This is a genomic window from Syntrophotalea acetylenivorans (assembly GCF_001887775.1).
Lineage (GTDB): Bacteria > Desulfobacterota > Desulfuromonadia > Desulfuromonadales > Syntrophotaleaceae > Syntrophotalea_A > Syntrophotalea_A acetylenivorans.
The window spans coordinates 1,858,548-1,878,652 of record NZ_CP015519.1 but is presented as its reverse complement, the minus strand read 5'-3'; the positions used below and the strand labels follow the sequence as shown (position 1 = coordinate 1,878,652).

The 20,105-nt window shown below is 55.2% G+C and carries 18 protein-coding genes; 12 read left to right on the top strand and 6 right to left on the bottom strand.

The genetic code is table 11. The features are described from left to right. The first annotated feature begins 4 nt into the window (after positions 1-4). The 11 genes from A7E78_RS08615 (at position 5) to A7E78_RS08565 (ending at position 12,783) form a co-directional block, all read left to right on the top strand. A complete protein-coding gene (locus A7E78_RS08615; RefSeq protein WP_072283835.1) occupies positions 5-847 on the top strand; it encodes an ExeA family protein in 843 nt (280 codons plus the stop codon). A 60-nt stretch (positions 848-907) separates the two neighbouring features. Continuing rightward, positions 908-2,281 (top strand): tetratricopeptide repeat protein, encoded by a 1,374-nt coding sequence (locus tag A7E78_RS08610; RefSeq protein ID WP_072283834.1) that lies wholly within the window; start codon positions 908-910, stop codon positions 2,279-2,281. A 111-nt stretch (positions 2,282-2,392) separates the two neighbouring features. Further along, positions 2,393-4,177 carry a GspE/PulE family protein gene (locus A7E78_RS08605; protein ID WP_072283833.1) on the top strand — a complete coding sequence of 595 codons (1,785 nt, stop codon included), beginning with the start codon at positions 2,393-2,395 and terminating at the stop codon, positions 4,175-4,177. Beyond that, positions 4,149-5,384 carry a type II secretion system F family protein gene (locus tag A7E78_RS08600; RefSeq protein ID WP_072283832.1) on the top strand — a complete coding sequence of 412 codons (1,236 nt, stop codon included), beginning with the start codon at positions 4,149-4,151 and terminating at the stop codon, positions 5,382-5,384. Before A7E78_RS08605 ends, A7E78_RS08600 begins: the two co-directional genes overlap by 29 nt. Further along, positions 5,384-5,911 (top strand): hypothetical protein, encoded by a 528-nt coding sequence (locus A7E78_RS08595; RefSeq protein WP_072283831.1) that lies wholly within the window; start codon positions 5,384-5,386, stop codon positions 5,909-5,911. The genes A7E78_RS08600 and A7E78_RS08595 overlap by 1 nt, the downstream gene beginning before the upstream one ends. Positions 5,912-6,122: 211 nt before the next feature. Beyond that, positions 6,123-6,512, top strand: a complete 390-nt coding sequence (locus A7E78_RS08590; protein WP_072283830.1) for a prepilin-type N-terminal cleavage/methylation domain-containing protein — start codon at positions 6,123-6,125, stop codon at positions 6,510-6,512. A 134-nt stretch (positions 6,513-6,646) separates the two neighbouring features. After that, positions 6,647-7,114, top strand: a complete 468-nt coding sequence (locus tag A7E78_RS15395; RefSeq protein ID WP_072283829.1) for a type II secretion system protein — start codon at positions 6,647-6,649, stop codon at positions 7,112-7,114. Continuing rightward, entirely contained in the window at positions 7,111-7,575 is a 465-nt protein-coding gene (locus tag A7E78_RS08580; RefSeq protein ID WP_072283828.1) for a type IV pilus modification PilV family protein, read from the top strand. Before A7E78_RS15395 ends, A7E78_RS08580 begins: the two co-directional genes overlap by 4 nt. Before the next feature lie 91 nt (positions 7,576-7,666). Next, positions 7,667-8,470: a prepilin-type N-terminal cleavage/methylation domain-containing protein gene (locus A7E78_RS08575; RefSeq protein ID WP_072283827.1), complete on the top strand. Its 804-nt coding sequence runs from the start codon at positions 7,667-7,669 to the stop codon at positions 8,468-8,470. Continuing rightward, positions 8,467-8,871, top strand: a complete 405-nt coding sequence (locus A7E78_RS08570) for a pilus assembly protein MshP (protein WP_072283826.1) — start codon at positions 8,467-8,469, stop codon at positions 8,869-8,871. Before A7E78_RS08575 ends, A7E78_RS08570 begins: the two co-directional genes overlap by 4 nt. 24 nt (positions 8,872-8,895) lie before the next feature. After that, a complete protein-coding gene (locus A7E78_RS08565) occupies positions 8,896-12,783 on the top strand; it encodes a LamG domain-containing protein (protein WP_072283825.1) in 3,888 nt (1,295 codons plus the stop codon). A gap of 94 nt (positions 12,784-12,877) precedes the next feature. On the opposite strand, the gene speA is transcribed toward A7E78_RS08565, so the two are convergent. The 4 genes from speA to A7E78_RS08545 all read right to left on the bottom strand — a co-directional run bounded on the left by speA (position 12,878) and on the right by A7E78_RS08545 (position 18,174). After that, the gene (gene speA, locus A7E78_RS08560; protein ID WP_072283824.1) at positions 12,878-14,785 is read right to left on the bottom strand and encodes a biosynthetic arginine decarboxylase; all 1,908 of its coding nucleotides are present in this window, start codon (positions 14,783-14,785) and stop codon (positions 12,878-12,880) included. 205 nt (positions 14,786-14,990) lie between these two features. After that, positions 14,991-16,145 carry a carboxynorspermidine decarboxylase gene (gene nspC, locus A7E78_RS08555; protein WP_072283823.1) on the bottom strand — a complete coding sequence of 385 codons (1,155 nt, stop codon included), beginning with the start codon at positions 16,143-16,145 and terminating at the stop codon, positions 14,991-14,993. A gap of 183 nt (positions 16,146-16,328) precedes the next feature. Beyond that, a complete protein-coding gene (locus tag A7E78_RS08550) occupies positions 16,329-17,528 on the bottom strand; it encodes a saccharopine dehydrogenase family protein (protein ID WP_072283822.1) in 1,200 nt (399 codons plus the stop codon). A gap of 94 nt (positions 17,529-17,622) precedes the next feature. Then, positions 17,623-18,174, bottom strand: a complete 552-nt coding sequence (locus A7E78_RS08545) for a helix-turn-helix domain-containing protein (protein WP_072283821.1) — start codon at positions 18,172-18,174, stop codon at positions 17,623-17,625. Positions 18,175-18,462: 288 nt separating this feature from the next. Here A7E78_RS08545 and proC point away from each other — a divergent pair, with 288 nt between their 5' ends. Then, positions 18,463-19,275: a pyrroline-5-carboxylate reductase gene (proC, locus tag A7E78_RS08540; protein WP_072283820.1), complete on the top strand. Its 813-nt coding sequence runs from the start codon at positions 18,463-18,465 to the stop codon at positions 19,273-19,275. 113 nt (positions 19,276-19,388) lie between these two features. Here proC and A7E78_RS14940 read toward each other — a convergent pair whose 3' ends face one another. Both A7E78_RS14940 and A7E78_RS08535 read right to left on the bottom strand, forming a co-directional pair. Further along, the gene (locus A7E78_RS14940; RefSeq protein WP_145924868.1) at positions 19,389-19,604 is read right to left on the bottom strand and encodes a hypothetical protein; all 216 of its coding nucleotides are present in this window, start codon (positions 19,602-19,604) and stop codon (positions 19,389-19,391) included. A 133-nt stretch (positions 19,605-19,737) separates the two neighbouring features. Next, entirely contained in the window at positions 19,738-20,082 is a 345-nt protein-coding gene (locus A7E78_RS08535; protein ID WP_072283819.1) for a nucleoside-diphosphate sugar epimerase/dehydratase, read from the bottom strand. Positions 20,083-20,105: the final 23 nt, after the last annotated feature.

Genomic DNA, 20,105 nt, shown 5'->3' with positions numbered 1-20,105 from the left:
GTTGATGTACCTTGAGCATTTCGGACTTTCCGAACTGCCCTTTTCCCTGACTCCTGATCCCGGCTACTTTTTCCGTTATTCCGAGCATCAGGAGGCCCTCAATGTGCTGTTGGTGGCGCTTCAGGGCGGTGAAGGCTTTATCAAGATCACCGGTGAGGTCGGCACCGGCAAGACTCTGCTCTGCCGTACTCTGCTCGACGCTCTGGATGATCTCTACGTAACGGCCTATCTTCCCAACCCTCTGCTTGAGCCCTTGGATCTCTATCGCGCGGTAGCAACCGAGCTGGGGTTAGCCGAGTTGCAATGGGCCGACCTGCATAGTCTACTCAACCGTATCGTGGAACATCTCTTGCGTGTGGCTGACAGCGGTCGGCGTGTGGTGCTCTGTATTGATGAAGCCCAGTCCATGTCCGATTCCGGACTGGAGGCGGTTCGCTTGTTGAGTAACGTAGAGACCAGCAAACGCAAATTGCTGCACATCGTGCTGTTCGGTCAGCCGGAACTTGATGAGCGACTGGCTGGACGCGGCTTGCGCCAGCTCCGGCAGCGCTTGGCTTTCAGCTATCGATTATCCCCCTTTGACCTGGACGGTACCTGTGGCTATGTCTCGCACCGGTTGAAGACGGCAGGTTGTCAAAAGCCTTTGTTCAGCCGCTTTGCTTTGAGAAAGCTCCACCGGTCCAGTCGCGGTATTCCCCGTCTCATTAATGTGTTGGGGCACAAGGCGTTGCTGGCGACCTACGGGCGGGGAGCCGAACAAGTTGGTCGCACCCAGGTAGTGGCTGCGGCTCGGGATACGGAAGATGTGTGCTCCGGCGGCTTTTTGGGATTGAGGCGCTTTTTCTAAGTAGGCACGAATCTTTCATGTTTTTCTAGGTGCTGCGCAAAAAGACAGGGAACCGTCACCATGAGTCTGATCAATCAGATGCTGAAGGACTTGGAAGCACGCCAACAAGGGGGGGGCGAAGAACAGTCGGTGTCTGTGCTGCGGGTCAATCCCTCAAGCTGGCGAAGCTTGCCTTGGCTGATTGGTGGTGTTTTGGCTGCAGCGCTTCTGGCTGGATTTTTGTTCTGGTCTCAGGCTTCTGAAAAGACGGCGTTGCCGCCGCTGACAAACAATAGTTCAGCGAAACCATCGCCAAACAACGAACCTGCCGTAGCGCAGGGGGCAACGGACAGCCAAAACGGCACTGGGCCCTTGTCGGATGCCGTTTCTCTCAATGCTATACGGCTGCGGGAGGTCGATTCGTTTATTCACTTTGAAGCTGATTTTGATCGGCCGCCAATTTATCATTTTACTCTGGCGAAAGATCGTCGCAGCCTCCATATCGACTTGGTGGCAGTAAGACAGATTGCCGAGTTACCGACTGTAACTCAAGGTCGTTGGCTGGCAGGACTGCAAACCAGGCAAGAAGACACAGGATTGGCCGTTAGCTTGATATCGATGCCGTCTGTAACTATTCGGGATTTTTCCGCTACCATGCAGGCACTCGGAACCGGTTATCGTTTGCTGCTGGACCTGTACCCGGAAGCTCCTGCAGAGACTCTGGGTACACTGGAAAATCAGCTTTCTTCCGATGCAGAGGAGGCCGGTTCAGTAGCAAATAAGGCAGCGGACGATCCGAAGCCCGGCAGGGAAGTTTCCCAACAAACCGCATCGACAGAGCCTCCCGGGACACCGTTTCAAAAAACGGTCAAACCCTCCGCCAAAGATTTGGCTGAACAGGCTTATCGGCAAGGGCAGCTGGCTCTGGCGGCAGGACAGAATCAAGACGGTGCCGCTTCATTATTACAGGCTCTGGAGCTGCACCCGGCTCATCTGGAGGCCCGACAGGCGTTGGTCAGCGAATATCTCCGCGAACAACGCCAGGCTGAGGCTGGTCATCTCCTGGCTGAAGGTTTGCGTCTCGACCCGACGCAGTTGATCATGCGGTTGCGTTACGCTGAATTGTTGATGACCCAAGGTGCGCTGGAAAAGGCTCGTGACCTCCTGCTGGACGCTCCAACGCGGTCGCCGCTGGCCGCTCCGCAGTTGCATGCCTTGTTAGGTGCTATTTACCAGCGTATTGGCCAATATCAGGCGGCAGCACAGGAATATCAGGCGCTGCTCACTACCCAGCCGGATAACGGCCTCTGGCTAATGGGCCTGGGCATCGCTCGCGAACATGCCGGGTCTCCAGGCGAGGCTGTCGTTGCTTACCGGGCAGCATTGGCTGGCCGGGGCCTGAGCCCTGCACTAAACAACTATGTACGGCAAAGATTGACCGTATTGCAACCTTGACCGGGGTTGCAGGCAGGAAGGTGTCAGGCTTAACGGGCTGATCAGAACATTTTGCAGTCGGTTCATGATAAGTCCGGCACCCTCCAAGTATCACAACAGGATGTAGTGTTTATGGCGATACCCAAAAAAATCCGCATCGGCGAACTGCTGGTGGGGCACGATATTATCAGTGAAGATCAGCTGCAGACCGCGCTGGCCACCCAGAAAACACGCGGTACCAAGCTCGGTAATACTCTGATCGAGCTGGGCTATATTAGCGAGAGCGGCTTTCTGAAATTTCTCGCCCAGCAGCTCAAGGTTCCCTTCGTCGATCTCAAGCACTACCAGTATCGCCCTGAGGCGGTTCAGTCGCTGTCAGAGATTCACGCTCGTCGCTATCGTGCCCTGGTTCTCGAGGACAATGCCAGCGGCCTGCTGGTCGGCATGGCCGACCCCACCGACATTTATTCCTACGATGAGCTTTGCCAGTTGCTGAAACGGCCGATCCAGCAGGCGGTGGTGCGCGAGGCCGACCTGCTGGCGACCATCGATACGGTCTATCGCCGTACTGATGAGATCATCAACCTGGCCGGTGAACTTGATGAAGAGTTAGCCGACGGCGCCTTCGACCTTGAAAACCTGTTGTCCGATGCCGAGCTGGAAGATGCGCCGGTGGTTCGGTTGCTGCGTTCTCTGTTCGAGGATGCGGTGCAGGTTGGTTCTTCGGATATTCACATCGAGCCGGACGAAACGGTACTGCGCCTGCGCCAGCGTATAGATGGCATGCTGCATGAGCAGGTGATGAAGGAAAAACGCATTGCCAGCGCCTTGGTGTCGCGTCTCAAGCTGATGAGCGGCCTCGATATTTCTGAGCGACGCCTGCCGCAGGACGGCCGCTTTAATATCAAGGTACGGGGTCGCTCCATCGATGTGCGTTTATCCACCATGCCGTTGCAGTACGGAGAATCGGTGGTTATGCGTCTTCTCGATCAATCCGGCGGGTTGCTCAGCATGGAGAAGGTCGGGATGCCCGAGGAGCTGCTCAATCGCTTCCGATCCCTGGTGCGAAGGCCTCACGGCTTGCTGTTGGTCACCGGTCCCACCGGCAGCGGTAAGACGACTACCCTGTACGGTGCCTTAAACGAACTGAACCGCAGCGAAAAAAAGATCATTACTGTCGAAGACCCGGTGGAATACCGCTTGCCGCGGGTTAACCAGGTGCAGACCCACGAAAAGATCGGTTTGTCTTTTGCCCGCGTGCTACGCGCTGCCCTGCGTCAGGATCCGGACGTGGTCATGGTTGGCGAGATGCGCGATCAGGAAACCGCCGAGATTGGCCTGCGGGCTGCCATGACCGGTCACCTGGTGTTGTCGACCCTGCACACCAACGATGCGGTCAGCACCGCTTTACGCCTGCTCGATATGGGGGCCGAGGGATTCGTGGTCGGCAGCGCCCTGCAAGCCATACTTGCCCAGCGGTTGGTGCGGCGGATCTGTGACACTTGCATCGAAGACGATCCTTTGGATGAGTCGATGCGTAACTGGTTGGATAAGGTTGTCGGCCAAGGTGCCGGACAGCTCTCCTTCAAGCGGGGGGCCGGGTGTCATCAATGTCACAACAGTGGCTACCAGGGACGTATCGGCGTGTTTGAATTACTCGAAATAGATACCTTGTTGGCGGACGCCCTGCGTCGGGGAGATGCTGCCGGTTTTGCCGAACTGGCCCGACTTCAGCCTGGCTTCAAGCCGCTGACGCTGGCTGCCTTTGATTATGCTCGGAGCGGTATCACCAGCATGGAAGAGGTATTGCGGGTCGCCGGCCAGGTCGATGCAAATGTTGACCTCGACTTATTGACAAACCCCCTTTCCAACGATGAAATAAACGACGATGGCGCAGTTTTCGTACAAAGCCCGTAGCCACTCCGGACAGTTGCTGGAGGGGCGTCTGGAAGCTGTTTCAGCCGCCGGTGCGGCCGACCAGCTGTTGGCCAACGGGGCGACTCCGGTGGCGATCAACGAACTCAAAGCCGGCGTGTCGCCCTTTGAGCAGGTTGTTGCGCGTCTGGCATCTGCCCGGCAAGGGCGGGTGGATATCGATGACCTGATCCTTTTCTGCCGGCAGATGTATACCCTGATCAAATCCGGGGTGCCGATGCTCAGGGCGTTGCGCGGTTTGTCAGAGATGATAAGAAAGCCTGCTATGGCAACGACTCTGCAGGCAGTGGCCGAGGACCTGGAGAGCGGCCGGGATCTGTCCGGCTCCTTAAGGCGCCATCCCAAAGTCTTTCCGCCCCTGCTGTCCAGCATGGTTCAGGTCGGAGAAGGCTCGGGGCAACTCGAAGAGTCCTTTCTGCAGATATCCCGCTACCTGATCCGGGAGAAGGAGACCGCCGACCAGATTCGTTCGGCCATGCGTTATCCGACTTTTGTGGTGGTGGCTATCTCCATCGCCATGGCTGTTATCACCCTGTTTGTGATCCCCGCCTTTGAGAAGCTCTATCAGGGAGCGGGTGCGGCTCTGCCGCTGCCGACTCGAATCATCCTTGGAGTGAGCAACTTTGCCGTTAGCTGGTGGTGGGCCATGGTGCTCGCCGGGGTGGCAGCCCTGTTTGCCTGGCGGGCCTATCTCGGCACCGAAAACGGGCGGTTGGTTTGGGACCGTTTTAAGTTACGTTTGCCGGTGATCGGCAGCATTCTGCATCGCGCTACCCTGATCCGCTTTTGCCGGGGGTTCGCCATGGGCTACGGCGCAGGGGTGCCGCTCATCCAGTCTCTGGCCTTTACCGCCCAAGCGGTAGGTAACGCCTTTGTCGAAAAACGACTCGGACGTCTGCGTCACAGTGTCGAACGGGGCGATACCCTGACCCGCAGTGCCGCCACCAGCGAGATGTTTACCCCTCTGGTGTTGCAGATGCTGGCCGTCGGTGAAGAGACCGGTTCGGTGGATACCATGCTTGTTGAGGTTGCCGAGTTTTATGAGCGCGAGGTTGAATATGATGTCAGTCGTTTGGCAAGCTCCATCGAGCCGCTTCTGATCGTACTTATCGGCGCCATGGTGCTGGTGCTGGCGCTTGGTGTTTTCTTGCCCATGTGGAATATGGCGACTGTCATGCGTGGGGGCTGATGAAACCCAAAGGCCTTTTACACCACAAAAGCTGGACCTTGCGACTGTTCGAGTGGGGAATATTAAGTTGTGTTGTATTGATTCTGATAGGAGTGTTTCTGCGCAAAGTGAGGTATCTGCAGGTCGAAACCGAGCGTCTCAGTGTGCAGGCGACTGTGGACAATTTGCGGGCTGCGGTGCTGTTGGCATCCGTATTGCCAAACAAAAAAGAATCAGTGCGCTCGGAGGTCCGGCCGGGCGGTAACCCCGTTGCGCTGCTTAAGGCGGAGACGGGCCTGGAACCTGATGGCTATCTCGGTGAACGGTCGGATGCGGATCCCAATGAGATTGCTCCGGGCCGATGGTACTACGATCAAGCTCAGGGGGCGCTGATTTACCGTTTGCGCAGTGTGGTTGGCTTTGAAAGCCCATTATCCGGTCCGGCGCGCATTCGTTTGTGTCTTCGCCAAGCAGAGGCAGGTCAATCGGCCGGCTCACCATTGCGACTCGATGCATGTGAGCCGTATCGATGGAAACTGGCAAATTAGACTGGACCTGTAAAGAGTTTTCTTCTGGGAAAAGTTATATATTTGGCATGCATCAGACGGAGTTTTTGCGTCTGAGACACGAAGTCTGTCAATTGCTGGACTGTTTGAAAAGTAAGTGTGTTTTGAAGGTTATGGATTCCCGCCTAAGCGAAGAGGGCGAGACAACCTTCGTATTATCAACCTAGATTTCGGAGAACAAAGGAGAGAGCAAATGAAGAATCAGAATGGTTTTACTTTAATTGAGTTAGTGGTGGTTATTGTGGTGTTGGGAATCCTTGCAGCTGTTGCAGTACCGAAGTTTATCGATTTAAGGGAAGAAGCCGAGGAAGCCGCTTTGTCCGGCGTGGTTGGTGCCATGGGTTCGGCGATGGCTATCAATTATGCCGGTTTTGTTGCATCAAACGGAGCCAAGGGCGAAGATGTTGATAATTGTGATGATATTGGCTCTTTGATGGATGGTGGGGTTCCGGATGGATACACTGTCACCCCAGGGCCTCTTGTTTTGGGCACCCCGTCGGACTGTACTGTTATCCAGGACGGTTCCTTAGAGACTGATACTTTTGTAGGTATCGCTACCATCGTCATCCCCCCCGCTCCCTAAAGTTTACCTTGCACTGGTAAGAGGCCCTTTCCCAGGAAAGGGCCTCTGTTTTAGCTTGCTTTGCGAGACGGAATCTCCGGGTTCTATGCATGGAATAGATTTTTCTCAATGTTCAACAGGGCTGTCGGTTAATAATGAATCGTATTGACTCCCATAACCGCGGGTTCACCCTGGTCGAATTGGTGACAGTTATTCTTTTGCTCGGCATTCTGTCGGCGGTGGCTTTGCCGCGTTTTTTCGATGCCACCGATTTTACGAGCCGTGGCTTTTATGACGAGGTGGCGGGGGCGGCCCGTTATGCTCAGAAGCTGGCGGTCGCCAGCGGCTGCGATGTGCGGTTGAGTATTACCAGTGGCAGTTATGCTCTGCATCAGCGGCAGTCCTGTGTTGATCATAGTAGCGCTTTTAATCGGACTGTGTCTCAGCCAGCAGGCAGCGGTGCTTTTGCCGGTTCGGCGCCGTCTGGAACTACCCTTTCCCCCAGTTCTCTCAGCATAATATTTGATGCTCTTGGTCGCGCCACTCCCGGCGGGGTGACGGTAACTATCGATGGTCGTTCCTTCACTATTGTCGGTGAAAGCGGCTATGTGGATGCGTCATGATGATATCTTCCCGTTTGCGTAAAAGTCGGGGGTTTACCCTGATCGAACTGATTATCTCTATTGTGGTGGTGAGTATCGCTCTCGGCGGGGTGTTGCTGGCCATCAACTACACCGTAACTCACAGCGCCGATCCCATGCTGCAACATCAGGCGCTGGCCATCGCTGAGTCGTACCTGGAAGAAATTCTCCTGAAACCTTTTGCCGATCCCGACGGTATTGACACCGAAAGCACTCGGGCGTTGTTTGACGATGTCGATGACTATAACGGCCTGAGTGACAACGGAGCGCGGGATCAGACCGATACCGCTATCAACGGCTTGCATAATTATACGGTCGATGTGACGGTCGCCAGCACTGCCCTGAACGGTATCGGTGACACCAATAGCAAAAAAATCACTGTCACCGTCAGGCATTCGACCGGTATCAATATGAGCTTGAGCGGTTACCGGACCAGCTATTAAGAATCGCTACACAGGTCAATAAATTGAAGGCAGTCGACGATTAAAAGTTTGCGGTTTTCAACCTGTTTACCTGCAGCCATAATGAGGCCCCATGCGGTATTCGCTTTCACACCATAGAACGTCCTGCGGTTTCACCCTGGTGGAACTGGTGGTTGTGCTGGTGGTGACCGGCATCCTGGCGGCTCTCGGCGGCATGTTCATCGTCCAACCGATTCAGGGTTTTCTCGATCTTTCGCGCCGCGCCAGACTGGTCGACAGCGCGGAGACTGCACTGCGTCGTATGCAGCGTGATGTTCGTCAGGCGCTGCCCAACAGCGTGCGCATCAATGGTGCTGGTACCGCTTTGGAACTGCTGCATACCGTAGACGGCGGTCGCTACCGGGCTTATGGGCCAGGAAACACGCTCGACTTTACCGGTTTCGACACAGATTTCGAAGCGCTGGGCGATCTCGACACGGCCCCCACCCCTGGCCAGAGTATTGTGGTCTATAATCTCTCTGGCGCCGGCACTAACGGTAACGCTTATTTCGGTGACAATCGTGCCGGAGTCGGGGCCGGCAGTACAGTCAATTCGGTCATCCTTGATCCGCCCTTTCAATTTCCCCGTTCCTCCCCCTTTCAACGGTTTTTTATCGTTGACCAGCCGGTCAGCTATATTTGTGACACTGGGGCCGGCACCCTGACCCGCTATACCGGCTACGGCATTTCGGCAATCCAATCAAACACTCCCGGCGGCACCCCCGCCCTCATGGCCAACAACGTCAGCCAATGCAACTTTACCTATCAGCCCGGCACCGCTCAGCGCGCCGGGTTGGTGACTCTGCGGTTGCAGATCACCGAAGATGGCGAATCGGTGACTCTGCTGCACCAAATTCATGTGGAGAATGCGCCATGAACGGCATGCGAGCACTGCGTAATCAGGGCGGCATGTCGCTGGTGACGGCGATTTTTATTCTGGTGGTTCTGTCTGCCATTGGTGGTTACATGGTGCTCACCGCCGGGGTACAGAGTCGCACCACGGTCATGGCTCTGCAGGGGGCGCGAGCTTATCATGCAGCGCGCAGCGGCCTGGAGTGGGGTATTAACCGGGACCTGAACAGCGGCGTTTGCGTCAGCGGCAGTTTCCAGGTAGACGGATACACTGTGACTGTTACCTGTGAATCGACTGCCTTTAACGAGGGGGGGCGGAGCTTCACCGTGTTCCGCATAAGCTCGTTGGCCGAATGGGGCAGTTATGGTGATGCCCATTATATATCTCGGCAACTGACCGCCCGGGTGACTGATGTCCTACCTTGAGCCTGTTCGCCTTATTGAGGGATCATGGATAATTTCGACAAAGTGCTGATACGGCTTTTCACTTCGTACTTATTGGTATGGTGTTGTCTCCTGGTACAGCCCGCTCAGGCCGACGATTGTTCTGATTACGTCAATAAGGCGACCATTAACGAGATCTATGATCTGGGGAGTGAAACGTGGGTGGAAGTGCGGCTGTTGGAGCCCCTGGATTCATCGGTTTATGAGAACTGGTCGCTCCGCCTTTGCGCAAAAAATAATAATGCTGGGTGCCACGATTACTCTCTTTCCTTCGGGGAGATCCTATATCAAGAGATCTATCCAGATTGGATTAGGGTCAATGTCAACAGTGCGGACGTTAATCTGCAAAAAAATGGCGGGATGGATATTGTATTGCGGGATCAGGGTGGCCAGGCGGTCGATTACCTTTCGGTTAACGATTATCATGCGCAATCAACGAATTGTTTGAGCTTTAAGTATCCCACCGCAACGGGTCAACTGCACTCCAGTCCCAAGGGGATTTACCGCGACCCTGATGGGAAGGGCCCTTGGGTGGAGCTGGGGAGTCCGGGGGCCAACGGCGAGCCTACTGAGGGTTATGACAATGACGACCAGTCCGGGCCGATCGAACTGGTCGCCTACTACGCCTTGGAAGGCGATGTCACCGACAGCAGCGGCAACGGCCACACCGGCACCAGCCAGGGGACGGTGACCTATGGCCGGGCCAAGGTCTGCGATGGTGTGTATTTGGCCGGCAGCGGTTTTCTGCAGGTGCCTGACAACGACGATTTCGATATTGCCGATGAACTGACGGTTATGGCCTGGGTTCACCCAGACAGCCTGAGCGTGGCCGGGCATGACAACTTGTACAGCTTTCTCTCCAAAGATACCAACTACGAATTCCACGTTCAAAGTAACGGTTCCATTATGTGGTGGTGGGGAAGTGGCAGCCTTACAACCTCTGCCGGCCTGATACAACCGGGAGTCTGGCAGCACGTTGCCTTTGTTTATTCCCGGGCCGCCGGGCAAATGCGGATTTATCTAAACGGCAGCCAAGTCGCCAGTCGGCCCTTCAGCGCCAGCCTGCCGCTAAATAGCGATCCCTTCTATATTGGTAGCGATAAGGCTACCGGTGGAGGGGAGATGTCCGGCCGGCGGTTTTATGGCGCTATTGATGAGGTGCGGGTCTATTCCGGTGCCTTGTCTACCAGTCAGATCAGCGATCTGATGAACCAGGCCGACCCCTGTGCGCTGCCTGCTCCTTTGGCGGAATGGCGTTTTGATGAATGCAATTATACCGCCGCCGGTGCTCTGGCGGTGGACACCCAAGGTAGTCACGCTGCTGTTGCCCAAGGGGGAGTGGCCAGCGAAGCAAGCGGAAAGGTCGGCCGCGCAGCGGAACTGGACCAGTCCACCGAATCTTTTATCACCGGCAACGATGTGCCCATGAACGGCGATTGGTCGGTGAGCACCTGGTTCCGCATGCCTTTCACCAATGTAGATGGTTCCCGTTACCATGTGTTAGGAGCTATGGCCGGCGGTGGCCACGATCTATTATGGCTCGACAGCCGAAACAACTACCGTTGGGGGGGATGGGCCAATTCCAGTATTGCCACCGGTAGTTTTCGCTTCGGCACCTTGGCCGATGGTTGGCATCATCTGGTGCTGTTGGGGCAGGGGGGAACGACTTTGTTGTATGTCGACGGCAGTTACCGGGATCAGGTCCCTCTGCAGGCGCAGGGCAACCTGCATTACCTCGGTACTTCCTTTGAAATATCCGGCGGGGAAGAGGGCTTTCGGGCACCGTTGGATGAATTTATTGTTTTCGACGAGGTCCTCGACCAGACTCAAATTGATAGCCTCTACCAATTGCAGAGCCAGGGGCGCAATCTGGACGGCAGCCTGCGGGCGGAGATTTTCTGTGGAACGACCATCGATCATTTTGAGATCATCCACGACGGTTCGGCGTTGACCTGTGCCGCCGAGGCGGTGACGGTACGCGCTTGCACCGATGCGGATTGCAACAGCCTCTATACCGACCCGGTTACCATCACCCTGTCGCCGTCCGGTTGGGTAGGCGGCGATGTGCAGACCCTCAACGGCGGCAGCGGTGTATTCCGCCTGCGCCATACCACGCCGGGTTCCGTGACTCTTGCAGCGACCGGCAATCCTTCAGCGGCCCAATCGCAACAATGCGTTAACAGTGGGGGCAGCGCAAGTTGCGATCTGGTTTTCCATGAAGCCGGCTTCCTGTTTGAGGTGCCCGATCACACGGCTTGTACCACCGAAGCGGATATCACCATCGCTGCGGTGCGGGCTGACGCCACCGGCGAGCATTGCATTGGCGATTACAGCTTTGCCAATACCACCCGCCAAGTGAATTTCTGGTCCGATTACCAGCAGCCGGCCAGCGGCACGCAGGCCCTGCAGATAAATGGAAGCACCATCAACGGGGCATCCCCCGGTACCCCTGTTGATCTGGTCTTTGACAGTCAAGCCGAAAGTAGCTTGGATATCCGTTACGATGATGCCGGACGGTTAAACCTGTCGGCCTATTTTGCCGGCAGCGGTGATGAAGCAGGATTGGTTATGACCGGCAGCGATAGTTTCATCGTTGCACCGGAGCGGTTGCGGGTTGCCGCCACCACCGACGGCACTACGCCCTTGGACAACAACAGCTTTAGCGGCGCCCCTTTCTGGGCGGCAGGAGAAGATTTCTTTGTCGAAGTGGCCGGAGTGTGCAGTGACGGGACGGTAACGGAAAATTTCTCTGCAGACACCACTCTGACGGCTATGGCGCCATTTACTCCAGCTACAGGTATTCTTGGCACTCTCACCGGTGGGCCACTGAGCGCTGTTGATTATAGCAGTGGTCTAGCACTGGTTGATGACATCAGTTACAGTGAAGTAGGTACGGTCACTATCGGTGCCGAGGTGCTTAACTACCTTGGCAGTGATCTTGATGTCACCGGCAACAGCGACCCTGTGGGGCGTTTCACCCCCCATCATTTTTTGGCCAGCCCCAATACCCCGCAGTTTGGCACCGCCTGTAATAGCGGCGGCTTTACCTATCTAGGTCAGTCCTTTGATTATGTAATGGCCCCGGTGATTACCGTTACGGCTCAGAATCTGCAAAATGGAGTCACGCAGAACTATGCCGGTGACTGGTGGAAACTGTCTTCTGGTACGTTAAGCGGTAAGAGTTATGATGCCGCCACTGGCAGTATCGATGTCTCTCAAGTGCCTGCGGGCGACCCGTCGGTGACCGAGCTCGGTGGTGGTGTGGGGTTATTGACTTTCAGCGCCGGTAGTGGTTTGAGGATGGACCGGGGGGCTTTCATGGCACCTTACGATGCCGATATCAGCCTGGAAATTAACGTTGTTGACGGGGATGCTATTGCCGCCACCAGCAACCCGGTGCGCTTTGGAGAAGCATCGGCTGGCAATGGCATCAGCTTCGATAATGGCAAGGAGATGCGATGGGGGCGTTTGATTTTAAATAATGCCTACGGCTCGGAATTGCTCGATCTGGCCATGCCTCTCAGGGCCGAATATTACAACGGAACCGCCTTTGTTCTCAATAGCGACGATAACTGCACCAGCTTGGATCTAACGCAGCTGAGCCTGAATAACGGTGTCACTCAGGTGACAGCCAATATCCCCATTGCAGTCGGCACCGGCAGCAGCAGTGCCTCGTTGCTAAGCCCCCTGCTGGTCGGCGACGCCAACCTGAGGTTCAGCGCTCCGGGCGATGATGGCTTTATCGACGTGACCGTTGATTTAAGTTCCCTCGACTGGCTGCGCTTCGACTGGGACGGCGACGGTAGCCACGATGACGATCCAAAGGGACGGGCCACCTTTGGTATTTTCAGGGGGCGTCCGAACGTGATCTATCTACGGGAAACCTACCGTTAAGGGTTGGTCCACTAATGGGTAAAACAATAAAAGAGGCGGATTCCTGCAGGATCCCGCCTCTTTTATTTAAAAAGTTAGATCTTTTGCAGGGAGACTATTCGCCAAGATAAGTGTAGGAAACCAGCGACTTATCCAGCAGGGCCAGAAACTGACTGGTCTCTTCAAAACTGATCTTGCCCGAGGCAACGCCCTTTTCAAGGGTATCGCGGACGTGTTTGAGGATCTCAGGTCCTTTGTACTGCACGTATTTGAGGCTTTCCCAGGTGGCATCGCCGTTGATCACTGTGTCGATCTTATAGTTGGTCTTACGGTTAAAGCTGACATGGACGGCGTTGGTGTCGCCGAACAGGTTGTGCATGTCTCCGAGAATCTCCTGATAGGCACCGATCAGAAAGAAGCCGATGTAGTAGTCTTCGTCCGCTTCGATCTTGTGGATGGGCAGATGCTCGGTGCGGCCTTGCTCACCGACAAAGCTGGTGATCTCGCCGTCCGAATCGCAGGTGATGTCGGCGATGGAGGCCATGATCTCCGGCTTCTCGTTCAGGCGCTGAATCGGCACGATGGGAAACAGCTGGTCGATGGCCCAGGAATCGGGCAGTGACTGAAACAGTGAAAAATTGGCGAAATAGGTCTGTCGCAGGCTCTGCTGAAATTCCAACAGCTCATCGGGGACGGTTTTAAGACGTTCCACGATGCCGTTGATTTTGATGAAGATTTTACTGCACAGCCATTCGGCCAGGGCCCGGTCGTGTAGATTCAGGTAACCGAGGTTGAACAGGCTCACCGCCTCCTGAATCAACTGCACCGTATCGTGATAATCGACCCGCAGGGAGTGGCGGTCGAGACTCTTGTAAATGCCGACCAGTTTTTCCACCGTTGGTGACAGCTTTTCGGCCCCTTCGAGGATTTCGTCAAAATCGGGGAGGGCATTCTGGGTGTTGGTGTTAAGGATGTTGGTGACCAGTACCGAATAGTGGGCCACTGTGGCCCGTCCCGATTCAGAAATGATGTTCGGGCAGACTACACCGGCTTCGTCACAGATATTCTTTACCTGGTAGACGACGTCGTTGGCGTATTCCTCGATGGTGTAATTGGCGCTGGAAAAATCGCTCGATTTGGAACCGTCGTAGTCGACTCCCATGCCGCCACCGATATCGAGAAACTCAAGACCGACTCCCATCTTGCGCATCTCGACATAGATACGGCTGCCTTCGATCAAAGCGTTCTTGATCTTGTCGATCTTGGTGATCTGGCTGCCGATATGGAAATGCAGCAGCTTCACAGTATCGAGCAAATCATGCTCCCGCAGGATCTCCACCGCTGCCAGCAGTTCGGAGATCTTCAGGCCGAATTTGGCATCGTCACCGCCGGAGGTGGCCCATTTGCCGGTACCGCGGGAGGAAAGCTTGACCCGAATGCCGAGCTTGGGAATGATGCCGGCCTTCTTCGAAAGGGCCAGGATCTTTTCCAGCTCAAAGAGCTTTTCTACCACGATGGTTATGTCGTAACCGATGCGCGTCGCATGCAGGACCATCTCGATGAAATCGTTGTCCTTGTAGCCGTTGCAGATGATCGGCAGTTTCTCCCCGGTTGCGAAGAAAATAGCCGCTACCAACTCCGGCTTGGAGCCGACTTCCAGGCCCATGTTGTGCTTTTTGCCGAAGTGCGCAATGGCCTCGACCACCTGGCGCTGCTGGTTGACCTTGATGGGGAAAAAGGTCTGGTATTGGGCCGGATAGTCGTACTCGGCAATCGCGCTTTTAAAGGCCCGGTTGATTGCGGCGATGCGCCCCTGCAGTACGTCCATGAATCGCAGCAGGATCGGCGGCTGAATGTTGCGCTTGATAAGGTCGTCGACCAGAGACCGCAAGTCGATAGAATACTTGGAACTCGGTGAGGGATGAACGCAGATATGGCCCTTCTTGTTGATGGAGAAGAAGTCTTCTCCCCAGTTGGGCAGATTGTAGATTTTTGCAGAGCTCTTAATCGACCAGCGTTTCATAGACATCACCAATTCGGATGGTTGTTAGACGTTTCGAACGTTTATCAGTTTCCTGCTTAAGGCAAAAAGCATTTACCGCAGAGTGCGCAGAGAGTACAGAGGAAAATCGAAAGGTCTGAAATCAAAATTTCAGGTTTTTCTGTTTCTTTTTTTCTCTGCGTCCTCTGCGCACTCTGCGGTGAGAGAGTTTTTCGGATGTAAACTTCTAAGCAAGCCGTCGTTTGAAATCCTCATAATCGAATCGGCGCAGCACCTTCAGCTCCCCGTTTTCCGGCTCAAAGGTGCAGATTGCCGGGTGCTGAATGCCGTTAAAGGTGGTGGTCTTGACCATGGTGTAGTGGGCCATGTCCAGAAATGCCAATCGGTCTCCAGGGGACAGGGGCTGTTCGAAAGACCAGTCGCCGATCACGTCGCCGGCCAGGCACGATGGCCCGCCGAGGCGATAGCTGCAGGCCTTTTCGCCGGCATCGAATCCGTTGTGAATGTCCGGTCGGTAGGGCATCTCCAGTACATCCGGCATATGACAAGTGGCTGAAACATCCAAAATAGCAGTATCGAGCTGATTATGTACCACATCCAGCACTTCGCTGACCAGCAGGCCGGTACCGATGGCGATCGCCTCGCCAGGCTCGAGATAGACTTGTACTTTGTATTTTTCCTGAAAATAGCGGATTAACTCTACCAAGCCATCGATGTCATAGCCCTCGCGGGTGATATGATGACCGCCGCCGAAGTTGAGCCATTTCATTTGCGGCAGAAATTCGCCGAACTGATCTTCAACAACCTTGGCCGTGCGGGCAAGCGGATCAAACAGGTGCTCGCACAGAGTATGAAAATGCAGCCCTTCGACTCCGTCAAGGGATTGATTATTGAACTCAGCCCGGCGAATACCCAGTCGGGAACCGGGTGCGCAGGGATCGTAAAGGGGCGTATGCCCTTCCGAATGCTCAGGATTGATGCGCAGTCCCACTGAAACCCGCCCCTGTTCTTTCTGCCACAGGGGGCGAAACCGCTCCAGCTGGTTAAAGGAGTTAAATACCAGGTGGTTGGAGATACCAAGCAGTTCGACAATGTCCGCTTCTTTGAAAGCGGCGGCAAAACTGTGTACTTCACGACCAAATTCTTCGCGGCCGAGACGGGCCTCCCAGGGGGAACTGGCACAGACCCCGTGGAGCGTTTCGCCGATCAGCGGAAATAGCGGCCACAGGGCAAAGGCTTTCATGGCCAGCAGGATCTTGGCGCCGCTGCGTTGCTGTACCTGGTCAAGGATGGCCAGGTTGTGGCGCAGGCGGCCGAGATCGATGACGTAGGCCGGGGAGGGGGCCAGTTCCAGGATTTTCGGGATGTCGATGCCGGTCATTTTATTGCCTCAAAAAAAACTTGCCCCTGGGCCTTAAAGCCATCTCACGCCCGCTCCTTGCAGTCGCTCAAGCCGCAAAGACGCCAAGAAGACAGGTTTTGCCCTTCTTTGCGGTCTTTGCGGCTTTAGTGAGCGAAGCGAACGCGCGTGATAATGATTTAGTTTTTTTCTACTCTCAAACCATTACAGTTCCGGCCAGTCGCCGCCGTCGATGACCTGGGTCTGCAGGCCCATGGGGGCAAGGGTTTCCAGGAACAACTCGGGGTCGAACTGTTCCATGTTGAACACCCCGTCGCCGCGCCATTTGCCGGTGAGCATCATCATGGCGCCGACGGCGGCCGGGACGCCGGTAGTATAGCTGATGGCCTGGGAGTTGACCTCCTGGTAGCAGGCTTCATGGTCGCAGATATTGTAAACATATACCTGTTTGCGTTTTCCATCTTTGATGCCGCGAGCGATAACGCCGATGCAGGTGCGGCCCTTGGTTAGGGCTCCCAGGCTGCCGGGGTCGGGCAGCACCGCTTTCAGAAACTGCAGCGGGACGATCTTCTGGCCCTGGTATTCGACCTCGTCGATGCGGGTCATGCCTATGTTCTGCAAGACCTCCAGATGCTTGAGGTAGTTGTCGGAGAAGGTCATCCAGAACTGCGCCTTTTTAATGGTCGGGATATGCTTGACCAGAGACTCCATCTCCTCGTGGTACATGCGGTAGATGTTCATTGGTCCGATGCCTTCAGGAAAATCAAAGCTGTGCTTGGTGCTCAGCGGCGGCGTTTCGATCCACTGACCCTCTTCCCAGTGACGGCAAGGAGCGGTCACCTCACGGATGTTGATCTCCGGGTTAAAATTGGTGGCAAAGGCCTGGCCGTGATCGCCGGCGTTGGCGTCGATGATGTCGATCTCGTGGATCTCGTCGAGGTACTTCTTGGCCGCCAGGGCGGTATAGACGTTGGTTACACCGGGGTCGAAGCCGCTGCCGAGCAAAGCCATCAGACCTTTTTCCTTGAACCGCTCGTGGTAGGCCCACTGCCAGCTGTATTCGAACTTAGCAGTATCGAGAGGCTCGTAGTTGGCGGTGTCGAGGTAATCGACCCCCGTTTCCAGGCAGGCATCCATGATGGTCAGGTCCTGGTAGGGCAAAGCCACGTTGAGCACCAGTTGGGGCTGCTCCTGCTTGATCAGAGCCACCAGCTCGGGGACATTGTCCGCATCGACCTGGGCGGTCTTGATGGGAAAGTGGGGAATCTCCGCAGCGATGGCGTCGCATTTGGACTTGGTCCGGGACGCCAGGGTGATTCCGGTAAAGACCTCTTTGGCCTGAGCGCATTTGTGAACCACCACCCGGCCTACGCCACCTGCACCAATAATCAGCACTTTGCTCATGGTTCTGTTCCTCTTTAAATAATTTGCCTGAAAGTGTTATCCCTGTAATGTTGCCTCGCCAACGGCGATGGTTGCCGACGGAGCAAGCAGCACGTTATTTGCCTTTGTATTCAAAGGTGGGCGGAGTAACTACCCACAAAATTTTTGCCACCCCGCTGCCGATGTTTCTAACGGCATGGCGCTGGTCAGACGGGAAAAAAAAGCACTCGTTCTTCTTTACCATATAGGCTTTGTCATCCAGGGTCAGTTCAATGCGGCCGCTGAGCAAAAAGCCGAACTCTTCGCCTTCGTGAAGGGACTGCTCTTCCATGGCTTCGCCGGCTTGCAGGGTGATCAGGGCGGGATCCATGGTGCGATTTTGCGCTCCGGGTACCAGCAGTTCGACCCGGATGCCGTCTTCCTCGGTGGCGATGACCGTCGAATCCTTGCCGAAGACGACCTGGCTTTCATGGGGTTCGGCAAAAAACTCGGATATCGATACGCCAAAGACATCGAGGATGTCTTTAAGGGTGCTGATCGCCGGTGAAGTAGCGTCATTCTCCAGTTGCGAGATATAGCCCTTGGTCAGGTCGGCGCGGCTGGCCAGTTCTTCCTGGGTCAGGGAATCAGCCATGCGCAACTTTCTCAGTTTTTGTCCGATCTTCACGGCAGGCTCCAACGCTATTCAAACCATAAGGAAGCGATTTAAGTTTACCATTGCTAAACAGTCTGTTTAGTAGGGAGTGCTATATACTCTTCAAACGGTAAGGCTGTCAACAAAAAAATATTGGTGAAAAAACCCTTGAGAACCGGTCGTTTCCAACGAAAAGATTTCATTTTTCAGCCAAAAAGGCTGGCTCTTCTTGACACTGGCCGAATAATTATATTTACTTGCATTCGGCAGATATCTCAAGTAGCTGTTTTCAGCAGCCTTTTAGGAAAGGATTCGTAGACTATGATATCCATCGGAAAAATCGGTTTCATCGGTGGTGGCAACATGGGGGAAGCTCTGATCAAGGGACTTATCGAGGGAGCTTTTCCGGCCGCCGATATTCTGGTTGCTGAACCTGTTGAAGATCGCCGCCTGCAGTTGGTTGAGCGCTATGGTATCGATGCAAGGGCCGATGTGGCCGAGGTGGTGACCGCCAGCGAAGTCGTGGTTCTGGCAATTAAGCCGCAGATTGTACCGCTGGTGATGCCTGGAATCGCCAAGGCCCTGGACCAGAAGAAACTATTAGTCTCTATCGCTGCCGGTGTGACCAGCCAGACTTTGGAAGAATACTTAAATGGTTCTCCGCGAGTTATTCGGGTGATGCCCAACACCCCGGCTCTGGTTGGTGCCGGAGCCACCGCGATCTGTCGTGGCAGTCATGCCGGGGAAGACGATCTGTTGACGGCCCGGCAACTGTTTGAAGCGGTGGGGATAGTGCAGGTAGTCAGCGAGGGGCAGATGGATGCAGTGACCGGTCTGTCCGGTTCGGGCCCGGCCTATGTCTATACGGTAATTGAAGCCATGGCGGCAGGCGGCGTACAACAGGGTCTGACCATGGATGCTGCGCTGGAGTTGGCCGCCCAGACTGTATTTGGTGCGGCCAAGTTGGTTATGGAAAGCGGCGAGCATCCGGCGGTACTGAGGGACAAGGTCTGTTCTCCGGGGGGCACGACCATTGAGGCAGTGAAGACCTTGGAGAAAAAAGGTTTGCGGGCTGCCTTGATGGAGGCCGTTAGTCGGGCCGCGCAACGCTCCCGGGAGTTGGGACGTAAGTGACTTCGATCCCGAAGCAGATTATAGCTAAACATGAACGCCGCCCGTAACAGGGCGGCGTTTTTTTTGGAAAAAACGCTCGGCGGCGATGGCCAAAGCCGAGAGGACAAAAATAATCAGATAGTTGAGACCCTCTTTGCTGTGATCGATGGGGGGAGGATATAGCTGACGGCCTTCTGATCCTCCGTTCCGAGGCTGTTCTGGTAAACCTTGGCGATCAGGTCCATGCCGCGGATGGCGTTCTTGCGTTTGCGGGTGATACGATAACTGTGCAGAAAAAGCCCAGTACCCCTCCGTACCAGAGGACCGAAAATGGGGCGGATAGAGGGCATCGGTGATGAGCAATACACGAAAACAGATGAGAAAAGTCTAGCAAAGGCTTGCCCTTCCAGTCTCTCCAAATGAACTGAAATCTGTTCTCAAACATGCAAATTTTCGCTTCGCCCCGCGTGGTCCGACAAACTTTTAGCGACGCACTCGGGTCACCTCGATCACCGGCACCATGCTCAGGGCCGAAATCTCTTGCTTCAGGGCGTCAGCCAGGATTTCGATGCCCGGCGCCTTGCCCAGTCCCATGTCTTCTGCGGCCATGGCCAGTAGCACCAGATCGGGCCGAGTCCGGTCGAGCACGGTTTTCAAGGTGAGAGGTGTCAGGACCTCATGAATGTCGACCTTGTCGATGATACCCTCTTTAACCGCGTGGTGCTCTTGGCGAGGATCGGCGGTCACGATTTCGATAGCGGGATTTTTCTGCAGTTGTTTCAATACGTTGGCCCCGGTAACTCCGGCGCCGATCACCAGAACTCGCATCGTTTCTCCTTGTACCTGTGGAA

Excerpts from the sequence above, each read along its gene's own strand:
- A7E78_RS14940 (WP_145924868.1), bottom strand. The coding sequence starts at position 19,604 with ATGCCCTCTATCCGCCCCATTTTCGGTCCTCTGGTACGGAGGGGTACT.
- A7E78_RS08565 (WP_072283825.1), top strand. The coding sequence starts at position 8,896 with ATGGATAATTTCGACAAAGTGCTGATACGGCTTTTCACTTCGTACTTA.
- A7E78_RS08550 (WP_072283822.1), bottom strand. The coding sequence starts at position 17,528 with ATGAGCAAAGTGCTGATTATTGGTGCAGGTGGCGTAGGCCGGGTGGTG.
- A7E78_RS15395 (WP_072283829.1), top strand. The coding sequence starts at position 6,647 with ATGAATCGTATTGACTCCCATAACCGCGGGTTCACCCTGGTCGAATTG.
- proC (WP_072283820.1), top strand. The coding sequence starts at position 18,463 with ATGATATCCATCGGAAAAATCGGTTTCATCGGTGGTGGCAACATGGGG.
- A7E78_RS08590 (WP_072283830.1), top strand. The coding sequence starts at position 6,123 with ATGAAGAATCAGAATGGTTTTACTTTAATTGAGTTAGTGGTGGTTATT.
- A7E78_RS08605 (WP_072283833.1), top strand. The coding sequence starts at position 2,393 with ATGGCGATACCCAAAAAAATCCGCATCGGCGAACTGCTGGTGGGGCAC.
- A7E78_RS08570 (WP_072283826.1), top strand. The coding sequence starts at position 8,467 with ATGAACGGCATGCGAGCACTGCGTAATCAGGGCGGCATGTCGCTGGTG.
- A7E78_RS08610 (WP_072283834.1), top strand. The coding sequence starts at position 908 with ATGAGTCTGATCAATCAGATGCTGAAGGACTTGGAAGCACGCCAACAA.
- A7E78_RS08600 (WP_072283832.1), top strand. The coding sequence starts at position 4,149 with ATGGCGCAGTTTTCGTACAAAGCCCGTAGCCACTCCGGACAGTTGCTG.
- A7E78_RS08595 (WP_072283831.1), top strand. The coding sequence starts at position 5,384 with ATGAAACCCAAAGGCCTTTTACACCACAAAAGCTGGACCTTGCGACTG.
- nspC (WP_072283823.1), bottom strand. The coding sequence starts at position 16,145 with ATGACCGGCATCGACATCCCGAAAATCCTGGAACTGGCCCCCTCCCCG.
- A7E78_RS08535 (WP_072283819.1), bottom strand. The coding sequence starts at position 20,082 with ATGCGAGTTCTGGTGATCGGCGCCGGAGTTACCGGGGCCAACGTATTG.
- A7E78_RS08580 (WP_072283828.1), top strand. The coding sequence starts at position 7,111 with ATGATGATATCTTCCCGTTTGCGTAAAAGTCGGGGGTTTACCCTGATC.
- A7E78_RS08615 (WP_072283835.1), top strand. The coding sequence starts at position 5 with ATGTACCTTGAGCATTTCGGACTTTCCGAACTGCCCTTTTCCCTGACT.
- speA (WP_072283824.1), bottom strand. The coding sequence starts at position 14,785 with ATGAAACGCTGGTCGATTAAGAGCTCTGCAAAAATCTACAATCTGCCC.
- A7E78_RS08575 (WP_072283827.1), top strand. The coding sequence starts at position 7,667 with ATGCGGTATTCGCTTTCACACCATAGAACGTCCTGCGGTTTCACCCTG.